11 protein-coding genes and 1 riboswitch are annotated in these 12,679 nt (G+C 63.9%); of the genes, 4 read left to right on the top strand and 7 right to left on the bottom strand.

Annotated features, from left to right (window positions below; all coding sequences use genetic code 11):
- Positions 1-6 precede the first annotated feature (6 nt).
- Positions 7-942, bottom strand: a complete 936-nt coding sequence (locus tag Q0Y42_RS07395) for an aspartyl protease family protein (RefSeq protein WP_297801844.1) — start codon at positions 940-942, stop codon at positions 7-9.
- A 145-nt stretch (positions 943-1,087) separates the two neighbouring features.
- On the opposite strand from Q0Y42_RS07395, the gene thrC reads away from it, so the two are divergent.
- The gene (thrC, locus tag Q0Y42_RS07390) at positions 1,088-2,470 is read left to right on the top strand and encodes a threonine synthase (RefSeq protein ID WP_297801842.1); all 1,383 of its coding nucleotides are present in this window, start codon (positions 1,088-1,090) and stop codon (positions 2,468-2,470) included.
- On the opposite strand, the gene Q0Y42_RS07385 is transcribed toward thrC, so the two are convergent.
- Genes Q0Y42_RS07385 through Q0Y42_RS07375 form a run of 3 tightly spaced genes read right to left on the bottom strand, consistent with a single transcriptional unit; the run spans position 2,467 to position 4,351 of the window.
- Entirely contained in the window at positions 2,467-2,967 is a 501-nt protein-coding gene (locus tag Q0Y42_RS07385) for an NUDIX hydrolase (RefSeq protein WP_297801840.1), read from the bottom strand. The genes thrC and Q0Y42_RS07385 overlap by 4 nt on opposite strands.
- On the bottom strand, positions 2,964-3,908 hold the full coding sequence (locus Q0Y42_RS07380; RefSeq protein WP_297801838.1) for a hypothetical protein: 945 nt from the start codon (positions 3,906-3,908) through the stop codon (positions 2,964-2,966). Before Q0Y42_RS07380 ends, Q0Y42_RS07385 begins: the two co-directional genes overlap by 4 nt.
- A gap of 44 nt (positions 3,909-3,952) precedes the next feature.
- Entirely contained in the window at positions 3,953-4,351 is a 399-nt protein-coding gene (locus Q0Y42_RS07375; RefSeq protein WP_297801836.1) for a MerR family transcriptional regulator, read from the bottom strand.
- Positions 4,352-4,431: 80 nt separating this feature from the next.
- Here Q0Y42_RS07375 and Q0Y42_RS07370 point away from each other — a divergent pair, with 80 nt between their 5' ends.
- A complete protein-coding gene (locus tag Q0Y42_RS07370) occupies positions 4,432-5,175 on the top strand; it encodes a glutaredoxin (RefSeq protein ID WP_297801834.1) in 744 nt (247 codons plus the stop codon).
- A 15-nt stretch (positions 5,176-5,190) separates the two neighbouring features.
- Here Q0Y42_RS07370 and Q0Y42_RS07365 read toward each other — a convergent pair whose 3' ends face one another.
- Complete coding sequence (locus Q0Y42_RS07365) at positions 5,191-6,138, bottom strand: homoserine kinase (protein WP_297801832.1); 948 nt, start codon at positions 6,136-6,138, stop codon at positions 5,191-5,193.
- Positions 6,139-6,143: 5 nt separating this feature from the next.
- The gene (locus Q0Y42_RS07360; protein WP_297801830.1) at positions 6,144-7,874 is read right to left on the bottom strand and encodes a homoserine dehydrogenase; all 1,731 of its coding nucleotides are present in this window, start codon (positions 7,872-7,874) and stop codon (positions 6,144-6,146) included.
- A gap of 447 nt (positions 7,875-8,321) precedes the next feature.
- Positions 8,322-8,437: riboswitch (SAM riboswitch) on the top strand.
- Positions 8,438-8,527: 90 nt separating this feature from the next.
- Between Q0Y42_RS07360 and Q0Y42_RS07355 the strand changes: the two genes are divergently transcribed.
- Together Q0Y42_RS07355 and metB are read left to right on the top strand one after the other, a co-directional pair.
- Positions 8,528-9,595, top strand: a complete 1,068-nt coding sequence (locus Q0Y42_RS07355; RefSeq protein WP_297801828.1) for a homoserine O-succinyltransferase — start codon at positions 8,528-8,530, stop codon at positions 9,593-9,595.
- Complete coding sequence (metB, locus tag Q0Y42_RS07350; protein ID WP_297801826.1) at positions 9,592-10,770, top strand: cystathionine gamma-synthase; 1,179 nt, start codon at positions 9,592-9,594, stop codon at positions 10,768-10,770. The genes Q0Y42_RS07355 and metB overlap by 4 nt, the downstream gene beginning before the upstream one ends.
- Before the next feature lie 80 nt (positions 10,771-10,850).
- Here metB and Q0Y42_RS07345 read toward each other — a convergent pair whose 3' ends face one another.
- Complete coding sequence (locus Q0Y42_RS07345) at positions 10,851-12,617, bottom strand: methyl-accepting chemotaxis protein (RefSeq protein ID WP_297801824.1); 1,767 nt, start codon at positions 12,615-12,617, stop codon at positions 10,851-10,853.
- Positions 12,618-12,679 lie beyond the last annotated feature (62 nt).

Here is a 12,679-nt window from a genome sequence, read left to right as displayed (position 1 = left end):
CCGGCCCTAGCCGACCGTCAGGTCCAGATCACGACTGACGAAAAGCTGGCTCTGACCAAGGTTCAGGGCCAGCTTTTTGTTTTTAAACGCGGCCATGCCCAAAAGGGCATCAGGGGCCTGTGCGATCGGTGACGGCGGGAAGATCGCCACGCGGGCATTGGCCCATGTGCGCTCGCCCCATGCCACCTGCTCAGCCCTGACCCAGCGGGCCTGCGTCATGCCACCCAGCACCAAACTGGTGCCACCTTCAGCCCTTCGGCCATCCAGAAGCCCGACGGTTTGGGCCACCGGCTCGGTCACCGACAGAAGCGAGGACGCCCCCGTATCGACCACCGCCGTCACGGCCCTGCCCTCGACGATTGCTTCTGCGGCCAGAGCATCGCCGTCCGCTCGAACAGGCGCGGCAAACAGATCGGGCGACGCCCGCCAGCCCGAGGCGGGCAGGAAACGCAGGCGCTTCTGCCCCCAGTCCAACTCCATGACCAAGGTCCGCATCAGATCGCGCCCGATGACCAGCCCGACACCGATCGACGGATCAGTGGCCAGCGGTCCCAAATCCAGCAGGGCCAGTTCGAACGCCTCGATCCGCACATTGGCGATTGTCATATCGACCTGTCGCCCCTTGCCCACAACCGCACCGCCGCCGACACCATAGGCCACCGTCGGCATGTCGATCAGCGGCGCATCAAGGTCCTGTCCCAAGCGGGCGTCCAGAACCGAATACTGCGCCCCCGTGTCGATCAGGGCCTTAACCGCCCGACCGTTCACCACCGCATCGATCACCGGAACATCGCTGGCCGTCCGCAACAGCGGGTGCCAACGGTCGTCACCGTGAAAACCCGGCTCGGGACGTGACCAGACAAGCTTGTCCTTGAGCCAGAAACCACCCGCGACAGCAGAGGCCAAAAACGCAGCGCGCATAAGGAGGGAGCGACGGTTCATGGCCCTACCCTTGGCCTGAATGTGCCCCAAAATCCACTGCCCATCGCAGAACAGGCAACTTCTTGCACGAAAAGACAGAATCCATGCTTTGCAGCGCAACATAATCCATGACGCCGCCCCTCTATCAGTCTAGACATGCAGGGTGATGACCCAATCGCCTGACCAATACCTGTCGACGCGCGGCCACGCCGCCAATGAAACCTTTGCCGATGCGCTGCTGCGCGGGATCGCCCCCGACGGCGGTCTCTATATGCCGACCGCATGGCCGACATTATCCAGCCTGAAACAGACAAAGGACGCCGACTATTCGGTTATCGCCCGCGAAGTGCTGAGCCCCTTTGTCGGTGACAGCCTGCCCGAAGGCGCGGTCGAGCGTGCCGTCGCCCATCTGGTCAAGGGCTTTGACCACCCGCTGGTGACGCCGCTGGTCGAACTGGAATCGGGGCTGTTCGTGCTCGAACTCTTCCGTGGTCCGACGGCGGCGTTCAAGGACCTGGCCATGCAGTTGGTCGCGGCCCTGTCGGACGAGGCGCTGGAAGCCTCGGGCGAGACGCTGACCCTGCTGACGGCCACCAGCGGCGATACCGGTGCCGCCGCCGTGCGCGCCTTTGCGGGCAAGAAGCGGATCAAGCTCGTCGTTCTGCACCCGCTGGATCGCGTGTCGCCGATCCAGCGCAAACAGATGACCACAGTCGAGGCGGACAATATCCTGAACCTTGCCGTCCGAGGCGATTTCGACGACTGCCAGCGTCTGGTCAAACAGCTTCTGGCCGATGAACCCTTGCGCGAACGCGGGCGACTTTCCTCGGTCAACTCGATCAACTGGGGCCGTCTGGCCGGACAGATTCCCTATTATGTCTCGGCCACCCTGCAACTGGGACAGGCCGCACATTTCGTGGTGCCGACCGGAAACTTCGGCGATGCCTTTGCCGGTATCGCCGCGCGCAAGATGGGCCTGCCCGTCGCCGGTATGACCGCCGCGGTCAACCAGAACGACGCCCTCGCCCGCGCCATCAACGAGGGCCTTTATGACCGTCGTCCGGCGGTCGAAAGCGCCAGTGTGTCGATGGATGTGCAAGCCCCGTCGAACTTCGAGCGACTGCTGTTTGAAGCCTCGAACCGCGATGCCGACCAGACCCGCGATATCTTCGAGGGCTTTGCCCGCGACGGCACCGTCACCCTGCCCGATGACCTTCGCAAGGCGCTGAACAGCGAGACGGCTGCGGTCTCGGTGGACGAAGCGACCACCGCCGCCGAAATCCGCCATGCCTATGAGGCGTGGGGCCGTGTCGTCTGTCCGCACACCGCCGTGGCCCTTCATGCGGCCCGCAAGATCGACCGCAACGGCGCACCGGTCGTCGCCCTGTCGACGGCGCACCCGTCGAAGTTCGGCGGCTATGTCGAAAGCGTTCTGGGCATCACGCCCGAGCCTGCTCCGGTGATCGCCGCCTTGGGCGACAAGCCCGAGCGCCTGTCGATCATCGACAGCGACTATGCCTCGGCCCGCGACGCCGTCGGCAGTTTCTAGAGTGAACCCGCGGCCTTGGCGCGAAACAGCGCCAGGGCCGACAGGGTAAAGCCGTCCTCGATCTGGCCCTCAGCCAAGGCGGTGTCCACATCCGCGAGCGGCAAAAGCCTGCGCCCCGCCGCTTCCTTGTCCGGTTCGGCGTGTGGGGTCGCGGCATCGATCCGCGCTAGAAACAGGGCAATACGCGAGGACATGATCCCCGTATTGGGGCGCACATGGCCCAGCAGGGTGAAGGCCGAAAGCGGCAGGTCGTAACCCGTCTCCTCCTTGAGTTCGCGCCGCGCACAGGTCAGGGCATCCTCGCCGGCCTCGCCAAAACCGCGCGGGATTTCGAGGGTCAGCTGATGACCCTGCGACGGGCGTTTCATCTCCAGCAACAGGATGGCGTCTCCGACGAGCGGCAGTACCGCCGCCCCTTCGCCGCCCGTGTTTTCCTCAACGATATGGAACGGGCCGTCCTTCACGACGCGGAACCACGGGTTTTCATAGACGATCATCGTATCTCTATCCCCATGGACTGGGTCAGGCGCGGGTACAGGCCGAACCAGTTCCGGCGTGTCGCCCATTTGAACGATGTATCCTGAAGTTTGTTCTCGACAAAACTGGCCGCCTCGTCGGTCAGAAACTCGACCAACTGCCCCGCACCAAAGGCAGTGACCAGATCAAAACCCTTCAGCGCATACTCAAACAGTTTGCGCTGCTCGCTAAAGGCAACTGCGCCGACGCCCACCGACAGCAGGCTGACCGGCACATTGTCGAGCACGGGGATGCGGTCCATCACGAAGGCCTCGCCCGATGCGACGAACAGCCCGTTGTAGCAGGCGTCGATCACCTCCAGCTTGAACTGCGGTGCATCGGCCCCCAGCAGCTCCTCGCACGCGCCATACCAGAGCGAGCGCGATCCCAGCTCGGGTGCCCGGTCCTGCAATTGTCGCAGCGGGGCCTCCAGCTCCGGCTTGTCCTCGCACCATTGAGTGAAGGAGGCCGAGGCCATGATGGCATCGGACAGCGACTGGCCGTGCAGTCTGACCGGACTATAGACGGGTCTGATGCGGCGCAGATTGCGATCCAGCCGGTGCAGCTCGGACTTGAACTGCGCCAGGTCCAGCCCCGACAGGTCCTGTTTGCGGCACTGGAACCGTGTCAGATAGTGGTGGGGCGGCAGGTTGTCGAAATAGTCTTCCATCGACTCCGGAGCCGATGCGCCCGGCACGCGGATGACCACACCCCCGCGCCCTTCCTTGCTCATGGACCAGCGCCGGACGAGCGAATTGTCCAGCAACCGCCCCATGCCCGCATTATCTAGCAGCAGGTTCGGTGTCAGGATCGCGCCCTTGGACAGGGCGATGGACATCAGGAAACGCTTTTCCAGCTCGAACGGCGGCAAACGGCGAACCGGGTCACAGTTCGCCAGAAACATCTTTTCCTTGAACAGCATACGCCACCCCCGCCAACGGCTTTACGGCGATGGTGCAGCGGGGTCTAGGCCCTGCAGTGCGCTGTCGGTCCCTGAAAGGCGTCAAGGATAGGGCAGACCTCGCCGTCCCCGCTGGCACAGTGCGATGCCAGATCGCGCAGGGCATCGCGCACGCTCTCCAGCTCGCGCAGGCGCTCCTCGATCTCCGCCAGGCGTTCGCGGGCCAGATGAAGCACCTCGCTGCGGTCGCGCGTCGGGTCCAGCGCCACCAGCTCCTCGATCCGGGTCAGGGTGAACCCCGCCTTCTGCGCCGAACGGATGAAACGCAGGCGCTCCAGGTCGGCATCGTCATAATAGCGGAACCCGCCCGATTTTGGCGGCGTCTTGAGCAGACCGCGGCGCTGGTAGAAACGCACGGTCTCGACCCCGACACCGCCCGCCTCGGCCAGTTTTCCAATTGTCATTCCCGCCATGTTGACTCCGTACCATGGTACAGGGGCTAGATAGGGTGCAGTCGTAACGCATCAAGATGAGGAGCGCCGAAATGGCTGCACCACAAAAGAAGGCCGTCCTGTATCGGATGGCGATAGGCAAGAGCATGTGTCCCTGGGGACTGCGGGCCAAATCGCTGCTGAAATCCAAGGGCTATAAGGTGGAAGATCATCTGCTGCTGACGCGCGAGGAAACCGACGCGTTCAAGGCCAAGCACGATGTCAAATCCACCCCGCAGATCTTCATCGATGGCAAGCGGATCGGCGGCTTTGACGACACCCGCCGCTATCTGGGGGTGAAGGTGCCCGATCCGAAATCGACCACCTATACGCCCGTACTGATGGTGTTCTTCGTCACCGCCCTGATGGCGATGGCGGTCAGCTATCAAGCCTATCAATCGCCCTTCACCCTGCATGCCGCCGAATGGTTCATCAGCCTGAGCATGTGCGCGCTGGCCATGCTGAAGCTCCAGAATCTCGACGGTTTTGCCACGGGTTTCCTGAACTATGACCTGCTGGCCCGCCGCTGGGTGCCCTATGCATGGGTCTATCCGTTCGCGGAACTGGGCGCGGGCGTTCTGATGACGGCCCATGTGCTGACGTGGATTTCCGCCCCCGTCGCCCTGTTCATCGCCACCATCGGCGCGTGGTCGGTGTTCAAGGCCGTCTATATCGACAAGCGCGAACTGAAATGCGCCTGCGTCGGTTCGGACAGCCGCGTGCCCCTAGGCGCGCTGTCGCTGACGGAAAACCTGATGATGATCGGCATGGCCATCTGGATGCTGGCCCGCCTGTAACCGGCAAAACCCCCGTCAGGCGCTGACGGGGGACTGCCACCATTCCATCCGCTTCCAGAAGGGATTCGGATCCTTGGGCGTCACGAAATGCGCCGGATCATGGAACAGACGGTCATGGAGGCGGGTCAGGGTAAAGCGCACCACCGAGGCCTGACCCAATAGCGGCAGAAGCTCTGCCTCCGTCGCCGACAGCGGGCGTACTGATTCATAACCGGCACGGAAGGCCGACAGCGCCGCCTCGTCGGCACGCCCCTCGGCGTCAAAGCCCCACGCGCTGAGCGCAACAGCCAGATCATAGGCCAGCGCGCCCGTGCAGCCAAAATAGAAGTCGATCACCCCGCCGATCCTGTCGCCGTCGAACAGGACATTGTCGGGGAAATAGTCGGCGTGGATCGCGCCCTGCGGCAAAAGCTGCGGATCGAACAGTTTTTCCAGTTCGGGCATCAACTGCTCGATCTGGTCGAGCATGGCGGCATCCGCCCCTTGCGCCCGCTCGGCGATGCGGTCGGCCAGTTCGCGCCAGCGGCGAGGCCCGACGGGGTTGTCCCGCGTCTGGCCAAAGCCGCGCGATTTCAGATGAAGATCAGCCAGAGTCGCTCCGGCCAAACGCACATCAGCCTCGGACGGACGGCGCTTCCACGCACCTGCCGCCCATTCGACCAGTGCTGCGGGACGGCCCTTCAGCTCGCCCTGCAAGCGCCCGTCCAGATCGGCCACCGGCGACGGCGTGGCAAAACCCGCCGCCCCCAGATGCTGCATCAGGCCGAGGCAATACGGCAGTCCGGCCTGTTCCTCACGCCCCTCAAACAGGGTCAGGACATAGGCGCTGTCGCGGGTCCAGACCCGATAGTTCGTGTTCTGAACACCTTCGGCAATCGGTGTGAATTCAATCACTTCCGATATGGGCCAAGCCTTGAGAAAGGTCTTGGCCTCGGCATCCAGAACGGGCGTGAAAACTGCCATAAGGTTTAGACCAACTCTGCCGCTGCGCGTCGTGCGCGGACGATGTCGGCGACGTCAGCCAGAACGCTTTCCGTCGTCGCCCAGCGACCCGCACCGCGTCCCTTGCACAGCCAGACACGACCGTCCGCGCCGTGGACCTTGAGCGCATTACGCTCGCCGTTCAAGGACTGGAACAGGGCATCTTGAAGGTTGTCGTTCAGGCGCACGCTGGCGTCCAACTGGCCGCCCTTGTTGAAGCAGGCACCGATCTGGCGCACCGGCGCGTGACCGACCGGCGTTGCCGCCGAAAGCACGTCGCTGGGCACCTCGTCCGGCACGCGGCCAAAAGCTTCATAGGACAGCAGCTTCACCTTGGCGGCAGCATCGCGGCCTTCCAGATCCGACGACGGATCTTCCTCGGCAAAGCCTGCGGCGCGGGCATCGGCCAGAGCATCAGCGAAGGCTGCGCCCTCGCCCAGACGTTGCAGCATGAAGTTGACGGTGCCGTTCAGAACGGCCTCGAAACCGGCCACCTCGCCTGCTGCACGGGCAGCGCGCAGCGTCTCGATCATCGGCGAGCCGCCGCCGACCGAGGCCGACCATGCCACGCGGGCACCATTGGCGTCGGCCAGTTTCTGCAGACCTTCCGGATCAAGGGCCACGGCCTGTTTATTGGCGCTGACGACGTCACAGCCCTGCTCCAGAGCGCGGCGGATCAGGTCATGGCCAGCCTGACCTTCGGACAGGGCCTCGACCACCAGATCGGGCTTCTTGGCCAGAAGGGCGTCGACGTCATTGCTGAACAGTTCCTGCGGACATTCCACATCGCGGCGCTTCAGCGGATCGCGCACCAGAACACCGACCACCTCAAAGCCGCTGTCCCACAGAAGGCGGTTCAGAAGGCCGCCGCCGACCACGCCGCATCCGGCAACCACCACCTTGAGCGGCTTTTCAGCCACCACCGGACCCGGAGGGGCGTTGCGGTGGCCCACCACCGTACCCTCGGCGCGGCCCAGAGCCGCCACTTCGATTTCGACATTGCGGGCCTCGCCCAGATCGATGGCGTCATGCTGGACCAGCGCGCCGCCCAGTTGGCGGGCCGTCTCCCACGAAGCGCGACGGTAACGCTGCGGCGTGCCCGAGGCCGAAGCCGGATCGCGGTCGTAGAGACCGTCTACGTCCTTGACCAGACGCACCTTGTCCAGACCCAGTTCGACAGCCAGAACCACCGCCGTCAGGTCCGAGCCACCACGGCCCAGAAGCGCCACACGGCCACATTCGCGCACAGCACCAAAGCCCGGCACCACAACCACCTCATGCTGGGCCAGAGCCTCGCGCAGGTTGTTGTTCTTCAACGCCACCGGACGGGCGTGCTGCGACGGGCCCTCTGCCGAAATCCCCAGTTGCTGTACCGATAGGCCGACCGCATCCAGACCCACGCGGTCACAGGCGATCGCCACCAGAGCTGCTGCACGCTCCTCGCCCAGAACCACATAGGCGGGCAGCAGTTCATTGTCGTGATCCAGACCCAGAGCGCGGGCCTCGCCCAGCAGCTTGTCCGTCTCGCCGGCCAGGGCCGAGACCACGGCCACCACCTTACGACCACGACGGACATGGCCATAGATCTCGCTGGCCACCGCCGGAGCGTCAGCGGGGCTCTTCAGGACGGAAGACCCGAATTTCAGCACCACCACCTCGGCATCGAGGGCCGGTTGCGGTTTCTGATTTTCAGCGACGAGGGCAAGATTGGCGGACATGGGCTTTTTCCTGGGATCGGTATTCGTTTTCGGGAGGGAAGTCGGATGGATCGGGCAATAAAAAACCCGCCTCGGGTGCTCCGGGCGGGGTTCGGGTTTCGTGCTTTTCGCCTAGTCGGCGCGCGTCAACCTGTTCCCGCCCGGACGGGCATGGTGGTGGTACCAATAGTGGTAGTGCCGGTAATCACAGACGCGCCAAAACCCATCGCCGAAGCGATGCGGGTAAGGCCGAAGCTGTCGATGCGGTTCACCACTGAGAGGCGTCCAAGGTTGCGTTTCGTTGATCCTAGGGTGACGGACGATGCTGCACTGCGTCAACCCCCGTTCAGCAAAATTTTTTAAAATCCGCCTGCCGAAGACCGGTTATGGCGTCCGCTTACCAATAGAAATCGAAACGAGGTGAAATTTTCCACTTGACCCGCGCTCTTCCAAACATCAGTTTGCGCTCACTCATCAAGACCGACCGAGGGATTAGGCCCTTTGACGTCGGGGCAACCATCGGTTTCCAGCCGAAACGGTGCCAACTCCTGCGGGGTGTTTTCGAACACCGCGAGAGATGAGTGGAGCGTCGACAAGGCGGCGCACCACGGGTCTGTCACTGCAAGAGTTTCGGGGTGAGCCGAGACTGAAACGCAGAGCAAACGACCCCCGCAATGACCCTGGCCCTGAAAACCAACGACACGCCGCAAACCGACCCTTCCTGTCGGGCCAAACCTGCGCGTCGTCCCTCCGAGCTGCTGAGCCGTGACGGGGCCCATGATGTCTTCGTTCCCATCCCCGATGATTTCGAACTCGATTTCGGCGGCAAGCTGACCCAGAAACAGGTCGTGGGCCGCCTGCACGGCAAGGCCAATGCCCCGCTGGTGGTGGTCGCCGGCGGTATTTCCGCTGACCGCTATGTCCACCGCACGGAAACCAAGGGTCTGGGCTGGTGGTCGGGTGCCGTCGGCGTCCGCGCCCCGATCGACCTGACCCGCTATCGCGTTCTGGCCTTTGATTTTGCTCCAGAATTTGGGCCGGACGTGTCCGAGCCCAAAGAGCCGCTGACCATCACCACCCAGGATCAGGCCCGCCTGCTGGCGCTGTTGCTGGACCATCTGGGCGTCGAGAAGGTGGCCGCCTTCATCGGCTGTTCCTACGGCGGCATGATCGCGCTGGCCTTTGGCGAGCTTTTCCCCGACTGGGCCGATCAGTTGGTGGTCGTCTCGGCGGCCCACCGTCCACATCCGCTGGCTACCGCATGGCGCGGCATCCAGCGCCGGATCCTGCAGCTGGGTCTGGAAACCGGAAAGATCGACGAGGCCATCGGTCTGGCCCGCGAGCTGGCCATGACCACCTATCGCACGCCCGAGGAGTTCGACGCCCGTTTCGACAACGAGGCTCCCAGCCACGCGGGTCAGGCCTATCCCGTCTGCGACTATCTGACGGCGCGCGGCAAGGCCTATCGCGACCGCACCACGCCCGCCCGCTGGCTGACCCTGTCGGACTCCATCGACCGCCACCGGATCGAGCCGGAAGCCATCACCGCGCCTGTCACCCTGATCGGTTTTAACAGCGACCGCCTGTGCCCGATCGAGGACATGGAGGAGCTGGCCAACCGCCTGCCCAACCTGTTCCGCTTTGTGAAAGCGGATTCCATTTACGGCCACGACGCCTTCCTGAAGGAAGACAAGTTCGTGGGCGATATCCTGACTTCAGTACTCAAGGACGTTGACCAATGACCCGCGCCCGCTTCGCCGATCCCCGCACCATCGCCGCCCGCACGGGCGTCGATACCGATACGGCCCACGGCTCGGTCATGCCGCCGCTGTACCTGTCGTCCAACTATTCGTTCGCGGGCTTCGACCAGAAGCGCCAATACGACTATTCGCGCTCGGGCAACCCGACCCGCGACGTGCTGGCCGAGACCCTGACCGAGCTGGAAGGCGGCGCAGGGGCTGTCATCACTGCCACCGGCATGGCCGCGGTAGACCTGCCGCTCAGCCTGCTGTCGCCGGATGACCTGCTGATCGCGCCGCACGATTGCTACGGCGGCACGCACCGCCTGCTGTCGGCCCGCGCCCGCAAGGGTCATTTCCGTCTGGCCTTTGTGGACCAGAACGACGGCGCGGCACTGGATGCCGCCCTCGCCGATGGTGCCAAGCTGGTGCTGGTGGAGACCCCGTCCAACCCGCTGCTGCGCGTGACCGACATTGCCGATGTCGCGCGCCGCGCCCATGCGGTCGGGGCCAAGGTGGTGGCCGACAACACCTTCCTGTCGCCCGCGCTTCAGAACCCGCTGTCGCTGGGCGCGGACATCGTCGTCCATTCGACCACCAAATACATCAACGGCCACTCCGACGTGGTCGGCGGTGCGGTCATCAGCGCCGATGCCGAGGTGCATCAGGAACTGGCATGGTGGGCCAACTGTCTGGGCATCACCGGCTCGCCGTTCGATGCCTATCAGACGCTGCGCGGCCTGCGCACCCTGTTCACCCGTATCGAGCGCCAGCAGACCACGGCCAGCAACCTTGCCGCCCGTCTGGAAGCCCATCCGGCGGTCAAGGCCGTCCACTATCCGGGCCTGAAGTCGCACAGCGGCCATACGCTGGCCGCCCGCCAGCAGCGCGGCTTCGGTGCCATGCTCAGCTTCGAGATTGCTGGCGGTATCGATGCCGTCTGCAGCGTGATCAACACGGTCGGCATCTTCACCCTCGCGGAATCGCTGGGCGGTGTGGAAAGCCTGATCGCCCATCCGGCCACCATGACCCATGCCGCCATGACGCCCGAAGCCCGCGTCACCGCTGGTATCACCGATGGCCTGATCCGCATCTCGGTCGGCCTCGAGCATGAGGACGACATCATCAACGACCTGATCGCCGCACTGGACACCATTGTGGTCAGCCAAGCGGCCTGATCCGGCGGCTTTGCCCATATAAAAAGCCCCCCGACGATGTCGGGGGGGCTTTCTTTTTAACGTAACTTGTCGTCCGCCGATCAGGCGGCGACCGACTGGATGCGTTGGTTGCTGATCTGGAACTGATGGGTCAGTCGATCCAGTTCCATCGCATCCTGCGCCAGTGAGCGGGCGGCAGCGGTGGATTCTTCCACCATGGCGGCGTTCTGCTGGGTCACCTGATCCATCTGCGAGACGGCCACATTGACCTCGGCCAGACCCGTCGCCTGTTCCTTGGACGACGACTCGATCTGCACCGCGATATGGGTCAGCTGCTGGATCTGGTCGGCGATACGGCGAAGCGCCTCGCCGGTCTCGTTCACCAGATTGACGCCCTGCCCGACCTGGGTGGTCGAGGCATTGATCAGGGCCTTGATCTCCTTGGCCGCTTCCGCCGAACGCTGGGCCAGCGCGCGAACTTCCGAGGCGACGACGGCAAAGCCACGACCGGCATCGCCCGCACGGGCCGCTTCCACACCGGCATTCAGAGCCAGCAGATTGGTCTGGAAGGCGATCTCGTCGATCACACCGATAATGGCGCTGATCTGGTTGGAGGAGTCCTCGATCTGGCCCATGGCCTGAACGGCGCGCTCCACCACGGCACCGCCCTGGTTGGCATAGTCCTGCGAGGTGCGGACCATCATGCCCGCCTCGACCGCACCTTCTGCCGAGCGGCTGACGGTCGCGGTGATCTGTTCCACCGCAGCGGCAGTTTCTTCCAGCGATGCGGCCTGTTGCTCGGTACGGCGCGACAGGTCGTCCGAAGCCTGGCTGATCTGCTGGGCCGCCGAACCGATGGCCGAGGCGCGGTCGACGATAACAGCGACAGCATTCTCCAGCTTGTCAGCGGCGGCGTTGAAGTCATCCTTCAGCGGCTTGGCATTGCCGGTGATGTCCGTGGTGATGCGATAGGTCAGATTGCCCTTGGACAGTTCGGCCAGCGCCTCCCCTAGCGCGTTAACGGCATGCATGGATTCCTGCTGGCGGCGGGCGCGTTCGGCTTCGACGGCCTCGCGTTCCTGATCGGCAGCGGCGCGGGTGGCCGCAGCCTCGTCGGCCAGACGGCGGTTCTCGATGGCATTGTCGCGGAAGGTCAGCACCGCAGACGCCATCTCGCCAATCTCGTCCTTGCGGCCGACAGCGGGGATGGCAACGTCCAGATCGCCATGGGCCAGACGGTTCATCGAACGGGTCATGGCCACGACCGGCGTGGACAGGTTGCGGGTCAGCCAAACGGCCGACAGGAGGGCGATCGCAAAGGCCAGCGCACCGCCCAGAGCAAAGGCGGTATAGCCCTTGGCATAGGCCGCACGCGTGCGCTCGATATTGATCTTGTCCATTTCGGCCAGCGCGTTCAGCACGGCACGACCGTTCGACTTCACACCGACGATGTCGCCGGTGCCATTGACCGTCAGTTCATTCATCAGGGTTGCGCGCTGAACCGGATCGGCGGCCAGCGCCATACGGTTGCGCGCATCGTTAATGAAGGCTTCGCCGCCCTGCGCCAACACGGCCTGCTGTTCCTTGAACAGGCCCTCCACGTCCGCAGCCGCCAGATTCGTCACGCCGGTCTTATAGGCTTGGACATACCCTTCGAAGGCCTCTTTGAACTCGGGCTTCTGGGTGGCCATGAAGGTGCGCTGGGTCAGCTGCTCGTTCAGCAGTGCAACCTGAACCTCGGTAATGGCAGCGGTGATTTCCTTAGCGCGGTGTTCCTCGTCCTGCGCCTTATGAATCGCCAGGAAGGACCAGAGGACAACGAGGGTCGCGGCACCGCAGGCCGCTATGACCGCCGCGAAAGAAAGCACCAACTTCTTTGGTACTGACAAATTTTGGATGAACATCGATCGGTTACTTACACAACAAAGTT

Source organism: uncultured Brevundimonas sp. (assembly GCF_947305955.1).
Taxonomy (GTDB): domain Bacteria; phylum Pseudomonadota; class Alphaproteobacteria; order Caulobacterales; family Caulobacteraceae; genus Brevundimonas.
Note: the sequence above shows the minus strand (reverse complement) of the source record. Positions and strands in the feature narration are given on the sequence as shown.